Annotated in this window: 18 protein-coding genes and 3 tRNA genes; 12 read left to right on the top strand and 9 right to left on the bottom strand. The window is 62.1% G+C overall.

The window, feature by feature from the left end; genetic code table 11:
- Positions 1-28: 28 nt before the first annotated feature.
- Both ACFP6B_RS01085 and ACFP6B_RS01080 read right to left on the bottom strand, forming a co-directional pair.
- Positions 29-1,117 (bottom strand): glutathione S-transferase family protein, encoded by a 1,089-nt coding sequence (locus tag ACFP6B_RS01085; RefSeq protein WP_377125678.1) that lies wholly within the window; start codon positions 1,115-1,117, stop codon positions 29-31.
- A 70-nt stretch (positions 1,118-1,187) separates the two neighbouring features.
- Positions 1,188-1,799 (bottom strand): GNAT family N-acetyltransferase, encoded by a 612-nt coding sequence (locus tag ACFP6B_RS01080; RefSeq protein WP_377125675.1) that lies wholly within the window; start codon positions 1,797-1,799, stop codon positions 1,188-1,190.
- 84 nt (positions 1,800-1,883) lie between these two features.
- Between ACFP6B_RS01080 and ACFP6B_RS01075 the strand changes: the two genes are divergently transcribed.
- Entirely contained in the window at positions 1,884-2,801 is a 918-nt protein-coding gene (locus ACFP6B_RS01075; protein WP_237207373.1) for a spermidine synthase, read from the top strand.
- Between the two features lie 85 nt (positions 2,802-2,886).
- Here the strand turns inward: ACFP6B_RS01075 and ACFP6B_RS01070 are convergent, their stop codons facing one another.
- The 4 genes from ACFP6B_RS01070 to ACFP6B_RS01055 all read right to left on the bottom strand — a co-directional run bounded on the left by ACFP6B_RS01070 (position 2,887) and on the right by ACFP6B_RS01055 (position 6,312).
- The gene (locus ACFP6B_RS01070) at positions 2,887-3,309 is read right to left on the bottom strand and encodes a YchJ family protein (RefSeq protein WP_377125671.1); all 423 of its coding nucleotides are present in this window, start codon (positions 3,307-3,309) and stop codon (positions 2,887-2,889) included.
- A gap of 133 nt (positions 3,310-3,442) precedes the next feature.
- Positions 3,443-4,921 carry an NCS2 family permease gene (locus tag ACFP6B_RS01065; RefSeq protein WP_377125668.1) on the bottom strand — a complete coding sequence of 493 codons (1,479 nt, stop codon included), beginning with the start codon at positions 4,919-4,921 and terminating at the stop codon, positions 3,443-3,445.
- A gap of 206 nt (positions 4,922-5,127) precedes the next feature.
- Positions 5,128-5,850 carry a hypothetical protein gene (locus ACFP6B_RS01060; RefSeq protein ID WP_377125665.1) on the bottom strand — a complete coding sequence of 241 codons (723 nt, stop codon included), beginning with the start codon at positions 5,848-5,850 and terminating at the stop codon, positions 5,128-5,130.
- Between the two features lie 27 nt (positions 5,851-5,877).
- Positions 5,878-6,312, bottom strand: a complete 435-nt coding sequence (locus tag ACFP6B_RS01055) for a hypothetical protein (RefSeq protein WP_377125662.1) — start codon at positions 6,310-6,312, stop codon at positions 5,878-5,880.
- 252 nt (positions 6,313-6,564) lie between these two features.
- Here ACFP6B_RS01055 and ACFP6B_RS01050 point away from each other — a divergent pair, with 252 nt between their 5' ends.
- From ACFP6B_RS01050 to ACFP6B_RS01035, 4 genes are all read left to right on the top strand, one after another.
- Complete coding sequence (locus ACFP6B_RS01050) at positions 6,565-6,912, top strand: DUF2218 domain-containing protein (protein WP_237222081.1); 348 nt, start codon at positions 6,565-6,567, stop codon at positions 6,910-6,912.
- Between the two features lie 66 nt (positions 6,913-6,978).
- Positions 6,979-7,287 (top strand): DUF6457 domain-containing protein, encoded by a 309-nt coding sequence (locus ACFP6B_RS01045; RefSeq protein ID WP_377125659.1) that lies wholly within the window; start codon positions 6,979-6,981, stop codon positions 7,285-7,287.
- Positions 7,274-8,155 (top strand): formate dehydrogenase accessory sulfurtransferase FdhD, encoded by an 882-nt coding sequence (fdhD, locus tag ACFP6B_RS01040; protein WP_377125656.1) that lies wholly within the window; start codon positions 7,274-7,276, stop codon positions 8,153-8,155. The genes ACFP6B_RS01045 and fdhD overlap by 14 nt, the downstream gene beginning before the upstream one ends.
- A 30-nt stretch (positions 8,156-8,185) precedes the next feature.
- Entirely contained in the window at positions 8,186-10,483 is a 2,298-nt protein-coding gene (locus tag ACFP6B_RS01035) for an FdhF/YdeP family oxidoreductase (RefSeq protein ID WP_377125654.1), read from the top strand.
- Positions 10,484-10,591: 108 nt separating this feature from the next.
- Here the strand turns inward: ACFP6B_RS01035 and ACFP6B_RS01030 are convergent, their stop codons facing one another.
- A complete protein-coding gene (locus tag ACFP6B_RS01030; protein WP_377125651.1) occupies positions 10,592-11,242 on the bottom strand; it encodes a response regulator transcription factor in 651 nt (216 codons plus the stop codon).
- Positions 11,243-11,254: 12 nt separating this feature from the next.
- Positions 11,255-12,409 (bottom strand): sensor histidine kinase, encoded by a 1,155-nt coding sequence (locus ACFP6B_RS01025; protein WP_377125648.1) that lies wholly within the window; start codon positions 12,407-12,409, stop codon positions 11,255-11,257.
- 247 nt (positions 12,410-12,656) lie between these two features.
- Here ACFP6B_RS01025 and ACFP6B_RS01020 point away from each other — a divergent pair, with 247 nt between their 5' ends.
- Both ACFP6B_RS01020 and ACFP6B_RS01015 read left to right on the top strand, forming a co-directional pair.
- Complete coding sequence (locus tag ACFP6B_RS01020; RefSeq protein WP_377125645.1) at positions 12,657-13,109, top strand: hypothetical protein; 453 nt, start codon at positions 12,657-12,659, stop codon at positions 13,107-13,109.
- Positions 13,110-13,289: 180 nt separating this feature from the next.
- Positions 13,290-14,696 (top strand): FAD-dependent oxidoreductase, encoded by a 1,407-nt coding sequence (locus ACFP6B_RS01015; protein ID WP_377125642.1) that lies wholly within the window; start codon positions 13,290-13,292, stop codon positions 14,694-14,696.
- A 138-nt stretch (positions 14,697-14,834) separates the two neighbouring features.
- On the opposite strand, the gene ACFP6B_RS01010 is transcribed toward ACFP6B_RS01015, so the two are convergent.
- On the bottom strand, positions 14,835-16,172 hold the full coding sequence (locus tag ACFP6B_RS01010) for a D-arabinono-1,4-lactone oxidase (protein ID WP_377125639.1): 1,338 nt from the start codon (positions 16,170-16,172) through the stop codon (positions 14,835-14,837).
- Positions 16,173-16,363: 191 nt separating this feature from the next.
- Here ACFP6B_RS01010 and ACFP6B_RS01005 point away from each other — a divergent pair, with 191 nt between their 5' ends.
- The 5 genes from ACFP6B_RS01005 (at position 16,364) to ACFP6B_RS00985 (ending at position 18,978) form a co-directional block, all read left to right on the top strand.
- Entirely contained in the window at positions 16,364-17,023 is a 660-nt protein-coding gene (locus ACFP6B_RS01005) for an LGFP repeat-containing protein (protein WP_377125636.1), read from the top strand.
- 233 nt (positions 17,024-17,256) lie between these two features.
- On the top strand, positions 17,257-18,267 hold the full coding sequence (locus ACFP6B_RS01000) for a universal stress protein (RefSeq protein ID WP_377125633.1): 1,011 nt from the start codon (positions 17,257-17,259) through the stop codon (positions 18,265-18,267).
- 377 nt (positions 18,268-18,644) lie between these two features.
- Positions 18,645-18,717 (top strand) — tRNA-Glu (locus ACFP6B_RS00995).
- 51 nt (positions 18,718-18,768) lie between these two features.
- Positions 18,769-18,842 (top strand) — tRNA-Asp (locus tag ACFP6B_RS00990).
- A gap of 63 nt (positions 18,843-18,905) precedes the next feature.
- Positions 18,906-18,978, top strand: a tRNA-Phe gene (locus tag ACFP6B_RS00985).
- Positions 18,979-19,134 lie beyond the last annotated feature (156 nt).

Here is a 19,134-nt window from a genome sequence, read left to right as displayed (position 1 = left end):
GCTAGGAGGCGGACGAAGCGGCGGGCTCTTAAGCTGCCGGGTAGAGGGGGTTATGGCCGGACGCTACTCGCTCGGCTTCCCGTACCGGGGCAGGGGCGGTGGCGCCGGCGTCCGTATCGAAGGGGGAGCCGCCTAGCGCCTCACGCCCGTGCGGGGTGAGCCAGCCAGCCAGGTCAGGGCCTGTGGGCACGATACCGGTGGGGTTGATGTCCTCGTGAACAATAAAATAGTGTTCTTTGATCTGCTGGAAGTCCACGGTATCGCCAAACCCGGGGGTCTGGAAGAGGTCGCGGGCGTAGCCCCAGAGATTGGGCATGGAGGCCAGGGTCTGGCGGTTGCACTTGAAGTGGCTGTAGTAGACCGCGTCAAAGCGTACCAGGGTGGTAAAGAGGCGCACATCTGCTTCGGTGATGTGGTCCCCCATGAGGTAGCGGCGGGTGGCCAGGCGCTCTTCAACCCAGTCTAGGGCCGCCCAGAGGCGGTCGTAGGCTGCCTCGTAGGACTCCTGGGAACCGGCAAAACCGCAACGGTAGACCCCGTTGTTGATTTCGGTGTAAATACGCTTCATCACCGCCCGCATTTCCTCTTCGAGCTCAGCGGGCCAGAGGTCAGGGGCTCCCTCGCGGTGGTAGGCCTTCCACTCTTTCGAGAAGTCCTCGGTAATCTGCGGGAAGTTATTGGTGATAACGCCACCTGATTCAATATCGACGATGGCGGGCACGGTAATGCCGCGGGGGTAGTCGGGGAAGCGGGCAAAGTAGGCCTGCTGCAGGCGCTCAATACCCAGTACCGGGTCCTTGCCGTCTTCATCGAGGTCAAAGGTCCAAGAGCGGGCGTCGTGGGTGGGGCCGGGTAGGCCAACGGAGAGAGCGTCTTCGAGACCTAACAGACGACGGACGATCAGGGTGCGGTTAGCCCAGGGGCAGGCGCGGGCGGCTACCAGGCGGTAGGCACCGGGCTTGACCGGCCAGAGCTGGTGGTTGGGGTCAAGCTGGGCAGTAGCGGCGGGGTCTGCGACAATGCGGTCTTCAATGTAAGTGGTGTCGCGGTTGTATTCTTCCCCGGCGTGCACGTAGGAGCCACGGGTTGAATGCTCGGTCTGTTCGGTAGCGCTCATATAAGAACTTTCCCACACAATACTTTCAAAGTAAAGCATTGTGTGGGGTGGGGCGTCCTGAAGGCTTTACCTAAGAGGGCAGCGTCAGCCCGCGGTACATACGAGCTGTTCGCGCGGGAGCCCAGGCGCCACCGCAGTCAATGGGGAGCCCCTCGCCCTCAAAGCCTCGACGGCCATAAAACTCCCGAGCCCGCTCATTGCCCACGATGTACCAGAGGTAGGCAGGTTCATCAGGGTAGAGAACAGCATCAAAAAGAGCCGCCCCCAAGCCCGTGCCGTGAGTCGATGCAAGAGTATAAAGGTGGGTGAGCTCCCGCGTCCCCTCATCAACCGGGGGTAGGCCAATTTCTAGCTCCCAGGCCAGGGGGCCGGGGCGGGACAGGGCAAAACCGACCGGGGCGTCCCAATCAATCTCGCCTCCCACCGCACAGCTCAGACCACCGGCGGGCGTCCATGCCGGATTCTCGTAGGCAAAAAAGGCGCGGGCACCGGGCGCTGCGATATTCTCAGCAAACTCTTCCAACCAGCCGTCCCGCTCAGCCGCCTGCCGGGCTCCAAAACCGGGGTCTACCAGCCCGTTATAGGTCTGCGCCAGGCACCGCAGCTGCAGGTCAACATACTTCTCGGCGTCCTCAGCGCCTACCGGCGCCACCACATACCTGCCATCAGCTACAAAACCCATGCGTGCCCGTCCTTTCACCTACTGTCACTGCCCTCTCACTCTAGCAAGCTCCGCAGAGCCCGCCCCACCCACTAGGCTAGAGGGGTGGCAAAACGCAGACGAACCCCCAAAAAACAGGTAGAAACCCCCGAAGCCCTCGTTGAAGGCACCTACCCCATCGACACCGGCATCGCCGAACTCATCGAAGACGACTACACCCCCGGCGGCTGGGTGCTTGAAATCAACGGCATGGAATCCTCCCACATCGTGCTGGGCCAGCCCCGCGAACTCGACTTCGAATACATGCGCTGGCTAGCGGCCGTCATCGAACCCTTCGTCGACACCCACCTCGACCCGGCCAAGCTCCGCATCACCCACCTGGGCGGCGGAGCCTGCTCCATGGCCCGCTACCTGGCCGACGTCTACCCGGCCTCCCACAACACCGTCGTCGAACTCGACGGCAAACTTGCCGCCTACGTGCGCGAATGGTTCGATCTGCCCAAGGCCCCCACCATCAAAATCAGGGTGGGTGAAGCCCGCGCCGTCACCGAAGGGCTCGCCCCGGCCTCGCGCGACGTCATCATCCGCGATGTCTTCGCCGGTTACATCACCCCGGAGCCGCTCACCACCCTCGAATTCACCCAGCTGGCCGAGCGCTCGCTAGCCCCAAACGGGCTCTACATCATCAACTGCGGCGACGACCGCTCCCTGGCCGGTGCCCGGGCCGAAGCGGCCGCTATCGCCCAGGTCTTTGAACACACCTGCATTGTGGCTGACCCGGCCATGCTCAAGGGGCGGCGCAAGGGCAACGTCATTATCGCTGGCTCCCACGCGCCCCTGCCGGTAGCCGGTGACCTGGCCACCGCCGCCATCACCAAGCGCCTACTGGGTGGCGGGGTACCTGCCCAGTACAAGGACGACGCCTGGGTGCGCGACTTCGCCCGCTCGGCTACCCCGCGCCGCGACGCCCAGCCCGAAGCCGACCTGGCCCAGCTGGACGCCCAGCTTCGCGCTGGCCAATAAAATATCGCCCCATTCCTTTTCTCTTCACCCCGAGATAATCTCTAGGGTCGTGAGAAAAGGAATAGGGCGAAAATGTCTGCCGGGGTTAGCTGACCTCACCGTCAACGTAAAACCACACCCCGCCGTCCTTGGTGAAGCGGGAGACTTCGGTCTGTACCCCTCGCACCCGCTCGTCCTCGGGCGTCTCCGGCACTGACCGGTAGTAGGCGGCGAACTCTACGCCGCCGGTGCTGTCAAAGGGGCCGCCTGCTGTGCTGAGAATGTCGAGGCGGTACCAGCGCAGGCTGTCGTCGAGGTGCAAGGACGCCGGCCGCGTGCTCGGGTGCCAGGTGGCCAGCAGGTAGTCGGGTAGGCCCACCGCAAAGGCGGTGAAGCGGGAGCGCATCAGCGCCTCGGGAGTCGGTGCAGTTAGTTCGCCGACCTGGGCAAACCGGGAATGGTAGCGGCCACAACAGGCGCCGTACACATCGCCGGTACCGCAGGGGCAGCGGGTATCGGGTTCAAACATGCCTCTATTAAAACAGGTAGGCAGGTGGACAACCCGTCCTCTTTAAAAGCAAATACCCCAGTTTTTGCGCAGGCACCTCGGGTAAAGACCGGGGTAACTGCACCACAACTGGGGTACTGAGGAAAGGGGAGGGTTAGGCGTGTAGCCAGCCCTCAATCACGCCCATGCCGAAGAAGACCAGGAAGGCGGCTGAGACGATGTACATAATCGGGTGTACTTCCTTGCCGCGGCCCTGTACCAGGCGGATGAAGGTGAAGGCGACGAAGCCGGCACCGATACCGTCCGCGATGGAGTAGGTGAAGGGCATCATGATGATGGTGAGGAAGGCGGGAATGCCCAGGCCCCAGTCGGTCCAGTCGATGTGAACGGCCTGGCGGACCATCAGGAAGCCAACGACCACCAGGGCGGGGGCTACAGCCTCGAAGGGCACGATGGATACCAGCGGGGAGATGAAGACAGCCAGCAGGAAGAGGGCACCGGTGACGATGTTGGCGAAGCCGGTGCGGGCGCCTTCACCGATGCCGGTGGCGGATTCCACGAAGATCTGGTGGGCTGAGGACGATGAGCCACCACCGAGCACGGAACCGGCGGCGTCAATCAGCAGAACGCGGTCGATGTTCTCGATCTTGCCGTCCTCGTCGATGGTGCCAGCTTCAGAAGCCAGGCCCACGGAAGTTCCCATGACGTCGAAGAAGACTGCCAGCAGGATAGCGAACATGAGCATGGTTGCGCCCAGGGTGCCCAGGGATGAACCGGAGAAGGCGCCGACCATATCAACGGAACCCAGCAGGGAGAGGTCGGGGTGGCCGATCCACTGGGTGGGGATACCGGGGATCATGAGGGACCAGCCGGTGGCTGAGTCCATGGATGAGCCGGAGGGCCAGACCTTTTCCAACACGATTGCCAGGACGGTTGAGGCAACCACACCGATGAGAATCGCACCGCGCACATTGCGGATGAAGAGGGCGACAGTGAGGAAGAGACCAAAGAGGAAGACGAAGATGGGCCAGCCCTGCAGGTGGCCGCCGGCGCCGAAGGAGACAGGTACGGTGGTGCCTGCGGCATCGGGCATACGGCGGACGATCCCCGCGTTGACCAGGCCAATCAGGGAGATGAAGAGGCCGATGCCCACGACGATGGCGGTCTTGAGCGATTCGGGGACGGCGTCGAAGACGGCGCGGCGGAAGCCGGTGAGCACCAGAATAGCCATGACGATACCGGCCCAGACGACCAGGCCCATAATCTGGGGCCAGGTCAGGTTGGGGGTGGTTGCGATGGTGGAGGCCAGCAGGGCGTTGACGCCCAGGCCCGCCGCCATGGCGAAGGGCTGCTTGGCCCAGAGACCCATGATGATGGTCAGGACGCCCGCCACCAGTGCGGTTGCTGCTGCAACGCGCTCGACGCCGAGGGTGTTGCCTGCGCCGTCGGGGCCGAGGCCCAGGATGAGGGGGTTGAGCACCACGATGTAGGCCATGGCGAAGAAGGTCGCTAGACCGCCGCGGACTTCGGTGGAGAGGGTGGAGCCGCGTTCGGTAATTTTGAAGTAGCGGTCGATGGCGCTGGTGGGCGCTGAGGGTGCGGGTTTGTGAGCCGCGGTGTTCTCAGAAGACATTCGTGAAAATCCGTAGATACTCGTGTGGGTTTGTGTGGCCCAGAAATGAAAGTGCGCCGTCTTTGGTGCGGACGGCGCTGATGTACCTGTCTAGTGTACGCCCGTGTGCCGGTTTCTGGCGAGAGCGGCGGGTGTGACGCTGTGCAAGGGGAGGGCGCGAACGCCCCGCTTCTCCTGTTAGGGAGGGCGGGGCGTCCTTTTGTTTTTTAGAGCGGACGGCTGGGGTAGAGCTCCTGGGCTTCTTGCCGCTTGGCGCGGATGTGGTGGATGAAGCTTCGGGGCGCCGTGAGGTCGGTGAGGTTAAGGGGGCTCTGCGGGTCGCTGAGGGGGCTGACGAGCTTCCAGTTGCTGCCTAGGTTGAGCACCGACTGGTGTTTGACGTCGTAGTAGCCGGGCTGCCCGTTGAGGGCGATGCCGCGGGCCCCGTGGAGGGCGCCGGTGAGGTGGTGGTGGAAGCGGCTGGTGATCCATACCTGGTGGGGGCCGTAGGTGAAGTTTTCACGCCAGAAGCGTGAGAAGGGAATGAACCCGTCGTCGGCTACGAGGTCGCGGAGGGCGTCGTAGCCTGCGTAGTCGTTGCCGGGGATGGCTTCGACATAGTAGGTGCGTTCCTTGGGGATGCCGAAGTGCTCGATTTGGGTGCGCGCGAAGGCGAGCATCGCTTCGTGGGCCCCGGGTTCGAGGGCGTCATTTTGTATGCAGAGGTAGAGCTCTTCGGGGCGTCCTGTTTGAAGGGCGGACGCGGGTGACTGGCCGGGTGGAAGCAGCAGGGCGTCGTCGAGGCCGGTTTCTAGGCTGAGTGCTTCTGCGCTGGGTAGGTCGCGTACGCTGACGTGATCGAAGTCTTCGAAGGTTTCGTCGTTGCGCGGGGTGAGGCCCTGACCTGTGGCAAAGAGGCGGGCTCCTGAGATGTCACGGGTAGCGCGCATGGCGTCTACGAGTAGCTGGTTTTCGGGCTAGAGGGAGTTGATGTAACCGCCACCGAGCAGGTGCAGGGTGCCTGCCTCCCGCAGGTCGATGATGCCCAGGTCGTAGTTGGGCGTGCTGAGCTCACGGATCTTATCGGCCGGGGTCCTGGAATCGCCGTGGAGGTGCTCGTGAATTGCCCGGAAGAGGGTGTTGGTGACGTGCAGTTTGGGGTGGGCGTGTTTGAAGAGGGACGTCGCATGGCCCGGTTCGCGCACATCGAGCCAGACCTCGGTGGTGGGGTGGGTTGCTGCCAGGTACTGGAGCCAGCGCAGGGTGATGAGTTCGTCGCCGTAGTTGGGGTAGCCAGCCATGGAGATGAGGTAGATGGGCTTACCGGGCGCGGATGTTTCTTTGTGTTCTACCGGTGCAGGCGCTGGGGCAGGTGGGGTGGGGGAGTCCTTGCGGAGGAACTTGTTGAGCATGCGGGCTAACTCCTGTGGGCGTTGCGGTGGATGAAGGTTACGAATTACCTTATGTTTTGAGCGTGCGGGAGGTCTTTTAAATCTTCGTGTGAGTGTGTGGCAGGGCACCTGCTGGGTGTAATTATAGGCCGGGGGCTGCGTAGTCCTTTGGGGCGGCACTCTGGGGGAAGCAACATAGTGAAAAGAAAGGTATGCCTGCTTCGATACTCTGAGTATAATTTAGGTAAACCTAACCTATAAGAAAGGCTAACCGTGGATTCTGCCTCCTACCCCTCCATCGACACCCTGACCGTCCGCTCGCGCGCCGTCGTCCTGACCGACCGCCCCGCCCGCTATGCCAAGCAGCTCGCTAGCCACTTCGGGCATAAGATTCTGGCTGAAGAGATTGAGGGTGGCCACCGCCTGACCTTCAACCGTGACGGCAATTTCGATGGCTACGGCGATGTGCTGGTGCAGGAGGTTGACGGTGTTGAACACCTTGTCCTGCTGACCTACGCGGAGACCCCCGAGAAGCGTGAGCGCCTTGAGGGTGTGCTGGGCCGCCACCTGGAACGCTTTGGTGAGAAGGACGGTCTTGCCGTCACTTTCGTAGCCCTCTAGGCTCTTGCGGTGTGCGGGTGTATGTTTGAAACTGAAATTTTTTTCCCGCTGCACCGTTGGAGCGTTATGAGCCAGAGAGACCCTCGCGACCTTGAGGTTGCCCGCGATTTTCTTGCAGAGTTGGCCACCCGCCTGAATCTTGACCCTGCCCTGATGGAGCAGGCCATGCCCCACCTTTTGGGCATGACCAAGCATGTGGCGCGCGGGGTGGTGCGCCCGGCAGCGCCCTTGGCTGCCTTCCTGGTGGGTTACGCGGCCGCGCAGGCAGAGAGCCAGGTGGACGACGGTCAGGCGGGGGAGCGCGTCCGCTCGGCTTTGGCGCAGGTGGAGACCCTGATTGACGAGTATAAAGAGCGGGCCGATGGGCAGGCTTAATCGTACCGCCCCGGCTACCCGGTACGTGCTCAAAGACGACGGCACTTTCTCTATTGACCGCCGCGCTGACGCCCTGACCGCTGAGGAGCCCCTCGAAATCAGGCTGGACGGCCAGACCGTCACCACCACCATGCGCACTCCAGGTCACGATATTGAGCTGGCCCACGGCTTCCTGCATGCCGAGGGGCTGATTAAGAGTGCTGCGGAAATCAGCACCGCCCGCTACTGCGCGGGAGCTACCGGGCCCGATGGCGCTAACACCTACAATGTGCTTGACCTGAGCCGCACAGCCCCCGAAAATCCCCAGGCTAGCTCGCCGGGCGGCGTCCTACCCCTTTTCGAGAAGGCTGCACCCCTGCGCCTGACCGTGACCAACTCGGCCTGCGGGGTGTGTGGGTCGGCCTCGATTGACTCCATTATGGGCAAGGCGAGTCGCCCCATACCGCCCACCGCGCTCACCCCCGAGCAGGTGCTGGAACTGCCCTCCCGCCTGCGCGACCACCAGGTAATTTTCAAGAAAACCGGTGGTATTCACGCTGCCGCCGTTTTTGAGCCGTCCGGCGAACTGCTGGTTGCCCGCGAAGACATCGGCCGCCACAACGCTGTGGACAAGGTGGTGGGCCACCTGCTCATGAACGACGGGCTGGAGCCCCCAGCCCCCGGCCTACCGGGGCGGACGCTGGTGGTCAGCTCACGGGCGTCCTTTGAGCTGGTGCAAAAAGCGGTGCTGGCCGGTTTCTCGGCGCTCGTGGCGGTTTCTGCCCCGTCCTCGCTAGCTGTGGATCTTGCCAAAGAATCGGGCCTCACCCTGGTAGCTTTTGCTCGCGAACGCCGTTTTAACCTCTACTCTGGCCAGTTAGCTCAGTAACCTGGCCCACAGCGCGCTACACTGGGGTGTATGAGCACGGTAAGCAAGCACGAAGACGTCCCTGTTGTCAGCCGCGTGAGCGAAGAAGCCACGGCCTTTGATAACCCCAAGATTGGCCACCGCACCAAGGTCGCAGCGGGCCCCGGTGGTGTGCTGCACGCTATGGCCCACGCAATCCCAGCCCGCGGTCTGCTCCCCCTGATTAATATGAACCAGCACGGCGGCGTCGACTGCCCCGGCTGCGCCTGGCCCGAACCCCACCAGAAAGACATGAACGTGGTGGAGTTCTGCGAAAACGGCGCCAAGGCGATTGCCGAGGAGACCACCCCCGAACGTGCGGGCGTCGATTTCTGGGCGCAGTACTCAGTGACCGAGCTGCGCGATAAGACCGATTTCTGGCTGGGCAAGCAGGGTCGCATCACCCAGCCCCTGCTCTACGACCGCTCCAGCGGCGATGACCACTACCGCCCCGTCACCTGGGAGCATGCCTTTGAACTGATTGCCGAGCAGCTCAAGAAAACCGACCCCACAAAGGCCGTTTTCTACACCTCGGGCCGCGCCTCCAACGAAGCCGCCTACGCCTTCCAGCTCCTGGCCCGCCGCCTGGGCTCCAACAACCTGCCCGACTGCGGCAACCTCTGCCACGAGTCCACCGGCGTCGCCCTCAAAGAGGTCGCCGGCCTGGGCAAGGGCTCAATCACCATGAGCGACCTCGAAACCACCGACCTGCTCATCTCTGTAGGCCAGAACCCCGGCACCAACCACCCGCGCTCGCTGACCAGCTTCAAGAAGATGAAGGAAAACGGCGGCAAGATGGTGGTGCTCAACCCCATGCCCGAAACCGGCCTGATGGCCTTCCGCGAACCCCAGTCGCCGGTGGGCATGATTGTGCCCGAGAAGCTGGCAGACGAGTACCTGCAGGTGCGCCTGGACGGCGACCGCGCCTTCTTCCAGCAGCTCAACAAAGAGCTGATTCGGCGCGACGCTATCGATCACGTTTTCATTGAGAAATTTACGGACGGCTTCGAGCAGCTACGCGAGCACCTTTTGGGCTTGGATGACGCTGAGCTGGAACGCGGTTCTGGTATCTCGGCTGCCCAGGTGGCGCGGGTTGCCGACCTGGTAGAGGCCTCTGAAAACGCGATTGTCTCGTGGACCCTGGGTGTCACCCAGCACCGTGAATCGGTGGGTACCCTGCGGGAGATGATGAACTTCCTCTTCCTCACCGGCAACATGGGCAAGCCCGGGGCCGGTTCGGCCCCCTTCCGTGGCCACTCGAACGTGCAGGGCAACCGCACCGTGGGTATCTGGGAGAAGATGCCGGAGCCCTTCCTTGCAGCTCTTGAAGACTACTTCGGCTTCCCCGTCCCCCGTGAGCACGGCCTTGATACCGTGGACGCCTTGCGCCAGATGCGCGATGGGAAGAACCAGTTCTTTATGTCCCTGGGTGGTAACCTGGTGCGCGTTGCCTCAGATACCACCGCCTGCGAGAAGGCCATGAGCCAGCAGGAGATGACTGTCCATCTTTCTACTAAGCCCAACGGTTCGCACGCCTACCCCGGCGAGAAGGCCCTGATTTTGCCCGTCCTGGCCCGTACCGACCGCGATGTGCAGGCGTCCGGCCCGCAGAAGATCACTGTGGAGAACTCTTTCGGTATCGTCTCTGCTTCTATCGGCAAGCGCACCGCTAACGACGACCTCGACCTCAAGTCAGAGGTAGATATCATCTGCTCGGTGGGCCGTGAAACCTTTGGTGATGATTTCTGGCAGCCCATGATCGACGACTACGGCGTGATTCGTGAGGCTATTGAGGGCACTATCCCCGGGTTTGAGCGCTACAACGAGCGGATTGAGAAGCCTGGTGGTTTCTACCTGCCGAACGGCCCGCGTGAGCGCGTCTTCAACACCGAAACCGGCAAGGCCCGGCTGACGGTCAATGAGACTAACGTGCTGGAGGTTCCCGAGGGTCACCTGCTGCTGTCGACGGTGCGTTCGCATGACCAGTTCAATTCCACGATTTACGGGCTGGACGACCGCTACCGCGGCGTGCGCGGTGGCCGCCGCGTGGTCTTTATGCACCGGGACGACATCGCCGCCCTGGGCCTTGAGGACGGCTCCCTGGTGGATATTGTGTCGGTCTGGAAGGACGGCGAGCGTCGGGCTCCTAATTTCCGCGTGGTGGAGTACGACCACGCCCGCGGCTGCTGCACCGTCTACCTGCCCGAGGGGAATGTGTTGGTTCCGCTGGATTCGGCGGCGAAGCGCTCGAACACTCCGGTGTATAAGTCGGTGCTGGTGCGCCTGGAATCGCTGGGGCGTAAGGCTTAACCGGCGGTAGCGGGCGGACGGCCGGGCCCCAGCCCGCCCAAGGTAATTGAAAGCTTCATCAGCGCGTTCTAAGAACATGCTGATGAAGCTTTTGATTACATCAGAGGTTTAGTCCAGCACCGGGAAGTTGTGGTGCCCAGCGTGTACCAGGAGCTGGGTGCGGGTGGTGACGCCCATCTTTTTGTAGACCTGTGAGAGCGTGTTTTTGACGTTTGAGAGTGAGTAGTTCAGTTCCTGTGCGATTTCTTGGTTGGTGTGTCCCAGACAGACGAGCTTGGTGATGGCCTGCTCTGTCTCGTTGAGTTCGCTCCAGGGGTCGCCCTGGGGTGGTTGGGTGAGGTTCATTGAGATAACCAGGCTGGCGAGGGCCCGCCGGTCGATGATGGCCCGCCCCTCAACTGCAGCTGTAACCGCTTGTTTGATTTCCTTGGCGCGGGAGTTTTTGAGGAGGTAGCCGTGGACGCCTGCGGCGAGGGCTTGGCTGACGTAGCTGTAGCTATCGAAGGTGGTGACGGCGATGATTTTGGTGTCTGGGTGGGTTGCCAGGATGTGTTTGCTGGCTTCTATGCCGTCCATGACGGGCATGTTGAGGTCCATGAGGAAGACCTCGGGGCGTAGGGTGTTGGCAATAGTGATGGCTTCTTGCCCGTTGCGTCCTGTGGCGATGAGGTTGAGGTCGGGGTCGTTTTTGATGTAGAGGCCCAGGAGCTCGTTGAAGTCGGGGTCGTCTTCGATGAGGGCTACGGTGGGTTGGTGCATGGTGGGTGCTTTCTAGGCGGTGGCGAGGGGCAGGTGGATGGTGAGGTTCCAGGTTGTGTCTGTTACTCCGTAGTGCATGGTTCCACCGAGGGCGCGGATGCGCTCACCTATGCCGACGAGCCCGTAGCCGGTGCCCCGGGTGTGTTTTTTGGGGTTGCTGGGGGCGGCGGGATTGGAGGTGATGACGGTGACGCCGGTGAGGTTGGGTTTGGCGGTGACGGTGATGGTGCACCCTGGTTGGGCGTATTTTTTGGCGTTGTGGCAGATTTCTTGGATGAGTTTGTGGAAGGTGGGGCGCACGCCGTCGGGTAGGTCGGCTTCGGTGATGGTGATGTTTTCGTGCAGGGTGAAGCCGTGGTCGGTGAGGTCTTTGCGGGCTTGGGCTAGGGTTTGGGCGAGGTTGATGGTGGGGGCGGACGTCTGGGGCAGGGCTGTGGGGTCGGTGTCGCCTCGGGTGGTGCGGATGAGCAGGCGCATGTCTGTGAGGGCTTTGTGGGTGTGTTCTTCGATGGTGTGCAGGGCGGTGTCTTTGCCGCTGGGGGTGATTGCGTCGAGCCCTTGGCCGGTGGTGAGGCCGATGACGCTGATGTGCCGGGCTACGGTGTCGTGGAGTTCGCGGGCTAGGGCGCGGTTGGATTCAGCTACCTGTTCTTTGTAGTCGGCGTATTCCTGGGCCAGGGTCTTTTTCTGCTCCCAGGAGATCCGTAGTGCTAGGGGAAGGACGATAAAGAGGAAAAGGCTGATGCTGAGTGCGAATAGGTTGAAGGGCCGCTGCAGGGTGTAGGCCGTGATGGTTTCTCCAGCTATGTGTGAGATGGCGAGGAGAAAAATACCTGGTAGGGGGCCGGTGAGAACGAACAAAAAGGTGATGGCAAGAATAAAGAAGGCCAGCAGAGCGGACTGCTGGTTGTAGTAGGCCGAACTGAGAAGTATGAGCGCGCATAGGGCGTATACAGAGTGCCGGTAGGCGGTGTAGTAGAGCGATGCCCAGAGGATGATGAGCACGAAGAAGGCGATATGCAGGGGTAGGTGGCCGTCGGGGTGGCTGACGGCTTGGAAGAAGCCTGTAGTACCAGTCGCTAGGGACAGGACGAGTGTGGTGAGCCGGATTGCGCGGGAAGGACGTGCGGTCGGCAGGGACCGTAGGGTGTGTAGTAGCTGGGTCACGGGTGCGCTTGCCTATGATGTGAAGAGAAAACTGGTGGCAAGGAGGGCTTTGGCAAGGACTTTCATTGGATTCTCCCTTCCTGTGGACGGGCTGCTTCTCCATCTTTCATAATCCGTAGGTACGCGATGCGTCAAGATTTTAAGCACAACTCAGTACTTAAGTACTGAAGGTGCTTCTATCTCTTGAAAACTTCAGATGCGTCTGGTGGAATAATTACAATTCTTGGCATTCAAAGGAGATTGCACCATGCCACGTCGAGCCCTTCCCCTTGCCCTACTCATTCCGCTACTGGCTGCCTGCTCCAGCGGCGCGTCCACTACAGCTGAGGCACCAAGCTCCACCCCGAGCGTCCGCACCACCACCGTGCCGCCACCTGCTACCACAGCAACCGCCAGCCCCGAAGAGCTGGCAACCCAGGGTCCCACTATTTCTAACGAAGATATTCAGCGGGGCGTCGACACCGGCAATATCTACGTGCTTTACTCCGGCGTCATGTGCTTCGGTGGCACACTAGCTAACCCCACCGAGTTTGCTGAGCAAGAACTAGCCAGTGACTACATGAGCGAGGAAGAATACCAGCAGCACTACAGCCAGATCCCGGCAGAAGTCCTTGCTCAGAGCGAGAACAACAAAACCGGTATCTTCACCGCTCCCCAAGAATGCCTAGACGCTGGCTGGTCCCAGGCCGGAGCAATCTAAAGCAGCCTGCACCCCCGCCTATATCTGTTACCTCTGTTACGACCGGCCCCTACCCGCGGTAACCCCAGGACTTACTCTGTAACCGGGGCGACGGCGTCCGCCCCAAACTCGGTAGACTAGAGCAGAACCAAAGTCCCAACCCGCCGTGCCCACCTACGCCCGGCGCCGAAAGGAAAACCCGTGTCAACCGAAGCCCCCCGCGCCCTGCGCGTCGCCGTCATCGGTGCAGGCCCCGCAGGTATCTACGCCGCAGACATCCTCACCAAAAGCGAAGAAGTCCGCACCGGAGCCGTGCCCGTAGCCATCGACATCTTCGACCGCTACCCCGCCCCCTTCGGCCTGATCCGCTACGGCGTAGCCCCCGACCACCCCCGCATCAAGGGCATCATCAACGCCCTGCACAAGGTGCTCGACCGCGGCGACATCCGCTTCTTCGGCAACGTCAACTACGGCACCGACGTCACCCTGGCCGACCTGCGCAAGCACTACGACGCCATCATCTTCGCAACCGGCGCCATCAAGGACGCCGACCTCGACATCCCCGGCGTTGAGCTCACCGGCTCCTACGGCGCGTCCGACTTCGTCTCCTGGTACGACGGCCACCCTGACGTACCCCGCACCTGGCCGTTGGAAGCCAAAGAAATCGCCGTGCTCGGCAACGGCAACGTAGCCCTCGACGTCGCCCGCGTGCTCTCCAAGCACGCCGACGACCTGCTCGTCACCGAAATCCCCGACAACGTCTACGAAGGTCTCAAGGCCTCACCCGTCACCGACGTGCACGTCTTCGGCCGCCGCGGCCCCGCCCAGATCAAGTTCACCCCCCTTGAACTGCGCGAACTAGCCCACTCCCGCGACGTAGACATCGTGCTCTACGAAGAAGACTTCCAGTTCGACGACGCCTCCCGCGAAGCCATGGAAACCAACGCCCAGACCAAGGTCATGATGAAGACCCTTAACGGCTGGCTCGAAGAGCAGAAGGAAAACCCCGGCACCGCCTCCCGCCGCCTGCACCTGCACTTCCTGCAGTCACCCGCCGAAATCCTCGGTGAGCACGGCAAGGTCACCGGTATCAAGATGGAACGCACCGAGCTCAACGGCAACGGCGGTGTCACCGGCACCGGCGAATTCATCGACTACCCCGTGCAGGCTGTCTACCGCGCTATCGGCTACTTCGGCTCCGAACTGCCCGAGGTCGGCTACGACAGCGAACGCGGCGTTATCACCAACGTTGAGGGTCGCGTGATTGATGATAGCGACGTGCCCGTCCCCGGCCTCTACGCCACCGGCTGGATCAAGCGCGGCCCCGTTGGCCTGATTGGTTCCACCAAGTCAGACGCCCTTGAAACCGTCACCCACCTGCTGGAAGACCGCGAGAACCTCTACACCGCCGAGGCCGCCGACCCTGCAGCCATTGAGGCCTTCCTCGACGAGGCGGGCGTCCGCTACACCACCTGGGAAGGCTGGCACCGCCTGGACGACCACGAAAAGGCCCTGGGCGCAGAGGCCAAGGACGCTGCTGGCGAGCCCCGCGCCCGCATCAAGGTGGTTGACCGCGACGAGATGACCGCTATTTCACGCGGCGAGTAGTATCTCACCGCCTGGGCCCCGCCTCCAGCAGAAGGGGACCGTAAAACTTAAAAGGGACCGCATAATATGCGGTCCCTTTTAAGTTTTACGGTCCCCTTGGGTAAAGCGGGGCTACAGAAGCGCGGACGTCCGCCGCCCCTAGCGCATCAGCACCCAGTCCAGGTAGGGGTTGAGGAAAAGCCCCTCGGGGTCAAGCTCCTCCCGCAGCTCCACGAAGTCGCCGAAGCGAGGGTAGAGCTGGGCGAGGGCGTCCGCGTCCTGGGTGTGGAACTGGCCCCAGTGGGGGCGTCCGCCGTGCTCCTTGAAAACTCCTTCTAACACCCCGAAGAGCTCGGCGTGGGGCTGACGCCAGTAGGCGCGGGCCGAAACGTAAAAGGTTTCTCGCCCGTAAGCCTGGGAGAGCCAGATATCGTCAGCGGCAGCGGTGCGCACGACCAGGGGGTAAGCCATCTGGCTGCGGTAGGACGCCAGGTGGGCGCGCACATCGCGCATGACGTCGGCAAACTGCGACATGTCGAAGGCGTATTCCATATTGTTCTGCCGCACGGTGCGGTGAATAGTGAAGACGCGAGCCGAATAATCGGCGTAGCGCCGGTTGCCCTTGCCCCAGTTCGACACCTTATTCAGCACCGGCTGCGCCGCGGGCACCTTAGCCCCGGCGTAGCTAAGAGCCGAGAACACCCCGTTGTTGAGCAGGTGGTCGCCGCCGTAGCGCCGGGCCTGGCTCAGGGCAGCGCTGGCGGGCATGTAGCCGTCGGTGAGCAGGGCCAGGCGGGTGAGTCTGCGGGTGCGCACCTCGCCGGAGCCCGGGAACCAGCTAAATTCGTAGTGGTCAGCCCCGCGGGAGCGGTCTTCAAAAGAGTGCACGATGCTCTGGTAGGTGTGCCCGCGCTCAGCCGCGTGCAGGCGGAACTGAGGCACTACGTTAAAGGTCAGCTCCACGATGATGCCCAGGGCTCCCAGGCCGCAGAGGGCCGCTGAGAAAATTTCCGGGTTCTGCTGGGGTGAACAGGTGAGCAGGGTGCCGGTGGCGTCCACCAGTTTGAGCTCGGCGACCTGGGTGGCAAAGATACCGTAGCTCAGGCCGGTGCCGTGAAAGCCGGTAGAAATTGCCCCGGCCAGGGTCTGCTCGTCGAGCCGCCCCAGGTTGGTGAAGGCCAGGTTGTAGTGGCCCAGCAGGCGGTTGGCCTCGCGCACGGTCGTGCCCGCCAGGAAGGCGGCGGTGAGGTTATCGGGGTCCACCCGCACCAGGCCGGTGAGGTGCTCTAGGGTCAGCATGGTGTCGACCGGCTGCCCAATGGCGGACGCGCTGCGCCCCCGCCCCACTACCTTGACCCGGGTACCTGCCGCGGCGGCGTCCTGAATCTGCCGTTGCAGCTCGGGCACTGACCGGGGCGCAAGGACGCCGGTGGGCTGCACGGTGTGTTGGCGCGCCCAGGTGCTCCACGAGGGGCTTGTCTGCGGGGTGTCGGCCATGATCTACCTCGATTCTTGCTCGTTCATGCATATTTTCGCACGAAGAGGTGGGTGCTGGCTGTGAGTCTGGGCGGTCGGTCACAGCTTGGTAACAGTTGACTCACAATTCGGTAAACCTGCCTGTTTTTGCTTGCCCGGGCCAGGGTGGCTGTGATGGGGTGGAAGTACTGGAGAAAGGAAGGTACAACACCATGAACAAGTCTTCACTCCGTATTTTTGCTCGTTGCGGCTCGGCTGCGCTCGCCCTCGGGGCGCTGACGCTCACGGGTCTTGCTCCCGCCCAGGCCAGCGAGACCGGTACCGCGGAGCAGCCGCCGCTGGTCACCAGCTCAAGCACCGGCACCCTGCCCTGGGATCCCGAAGATTACGCCTGGCTGGGCGCTCCCACCGATCAGGGTTTTATTGCTCCCGGCACTCCTGATACCCCCGGGTTTATTGGCCAGAACTTTACCCACGGGGCTGTGTTCTATAACGAGGTAACGGGCACCCATGCTGTGCACGGCGCTATCTATGACCTGTGGCGTTTTGGCGCGGTGACGGTGGGCGAGGGGTCGGCCCTCTATAACCTGATTCCCGTGAGCGACGAGCAGCCGGTGGGTAACGGTGTGCGTCAGAGCTTCGCCCAGCCGGGTCTGGCTAGCGGTAATGTCTTCTGGTCTGAGGCCACCGGCGCCCATTTTGTTGAGTCTGGCACCCCGGCAGGGGACTATTTCAACGCCCACGGTGCTGTGGATGCTTTCGGCTTCCCGGTGTCTGAGGTGCAGCAGGTAGGGGAGACCTCGGTGCTCTATACCGAACGGGGCGTGCTGACGGTCAGCTCGTCCGGCACTACCTTCAGTCCCCTGGGCTAGGTCCCGGATCTTGAGTGAGCGTAAGGACGCCGCCGCCCACCCTCCTGCCGCGGGGCAGGGCGGTGGGGTGCGGCGTCCTCGCCTTATCTAGTTCAAAAATGAATAAGTGCGGTAATGATGCGAAATAAGTCACGCCGCTCACCGGGCGAGGACTAAACTAGTAGTAGGCCCCGGCAGCAGCGCCGGCAACCCGGCTGGCAGAGCGGGGTCATCATGAATCTAAGGAGATGACCATGACCGAACGCGCTCTCACCTTCGGTGAAAAAGCAGTAGCTGCCCGCAACGACATCGCAGAAGTAGCCAACGCAGCCGGCGAAATCATCGTCGGTATCGACGGTTCCGAACAGAGCTACGGTGCCCTGCGCTGGGCCGTGCACGAGGCTGAAGTCCGCAAGGTGCCCGTCCGCATGGTCACTGCCTACTCCCTGCCCGTCTTCACCGGTACCGGTTTCGATGCTGGCTACTCCATGGTCGACGAACAGGCCCTCACCGACGGCGTAGCCCAGATTCTTGACGAGGCCCACTCCCGCGTTGGCGAAACCAGCGTTGAACTTCGCGCAACCGTAGAAACCGGCGACGCCACCGCCGTGCTCCTAGAACTCTCCAAGAAGGCCGAACTGATGGTGGTTGGCTCCCGCTCCCACGGCGGCTTCTTGGGCCGACTGCTGGGCACCGTTTCCACCTCCCTGCCCGCCCACTCACACTGCCCCACCGTTGCAGTTCCCCACTCCTACGCTGAGAAGATTGAAGCCGACCCCGGCATCCTGGGCAGCGGCCAGTCGGTCGTTGTTGGTTCGGACGGCTCCGACGAAGCCCGCCTTGCCATGATGCAGGCGGCGGACGAAGCAAGCCGCCGCGGCGTCAAACTCACCCTGGTCAACGCGCTCGCCCCCTACACCGGCGCCCTGAACTGGGTACCCGCCGCTGTTGACTTCGAGGCCCTCTACCGCGAAATTGCCGACCTGCAGCGCAAGGCTGCCGAATGGATTCGCGGCTACTTCCCCCAGCTGGAAATCGAGTTCAAGCTCATCGATGGCTCTCCCGTGCAGGTTCTGCTAGAGGCAGGTAAGGCTGCCGACCTGATTGTGGTCGGTACCCGCGGCCGCGGCGGTATCACCGGCATGATTCTGGGCTCCACCTCCCAGGGCATCCTGCACAATACCCAGGTGCCCGTGATGATTGTTCCCCAGATCGAAGACCCCCGCATCGATCAGGCCCCCGATGCCGGCGTTACCTGGGGCTAGCCACAACGTAAAAGCACTCTAGTCAGCTTCTCTCGCAAGGAGTAGGCTGGTGGTAAGACAAGGCAGGATAGCTCCCGCCGAAGCTCCTTTTCAGGCTGAAAAGGGCTCCGACGGCGCTATCCTGCCGTCTTTTTTGAAAAAGTTCAAAAAATTTTTGGTACGGATGCTTGGTGCGGCAATATCGGTTCTGGCTAGGTTGTTTATGTGTATCGCCGGTTACTTTTGCGTGAATTTTGTGGTGCAGGGCACCCAATTTTTGGCCCAAAATACCCCGGATGGGTGGTTTTCGATTTGCGCGCCTGTTTGAACTCGCGTAATGTATTACTTGTTCGAGCGACGGGCTGAGGAAACAAAGCCGGTCACGATACAGCGAACTAGCCCCTATCGTCTAGCGGCCTAGGACGCCGCCCTTTCACGGCGGTAACACGGGTTCAAATCCCGTTGGGGGTACTGTGAAACCTTTGGTTTCACGGCCATGTAAGAGCTTCGGTTCTTGCGTATGGCCCCGTAGCGCAGTTGGTTAGCGCGCCGGCCTGTCACGCCGGAGGTCGCGGGTTCAAGTCCCGTCGGGGTCGCTCCGACCGCGTAAGTTCTCACTTGTGGGAAGACGCGGTTGTGGCATATCTAAGGGTATGCCTGGCTCTGTAGCTCAGTTGGTAGAGCGTGCGACTGAAAATCGTAAGGTCACCGGATCGACGCCGGTCGGAGCCACGAAATCCACTCTCTAGGCTTCTACATGAGAGTGGGTTTTTTGTTTTAACACTCAATAGCCCCAGCCCGTGAACTCACGGACTGGGGCTATTGTTGTATCCCGCTTTTTCTAGAGGGGCTGCGATGCCCCGGACTGTCGGGCGGGGGCGTCCGCTC

Origin of the sequence: Rothia nasimurium, assembly GCF_042660305.1 — a bacterium.
Lineage (GTDB): Bacteria > Actinomycetota > Actinomycetes > Actinomycetales > Micrococcaceae > Rothia > Rothia nasimurium.
This window is presented reverse-complemented; position numbering and strand designations above follow the sequence as displayed.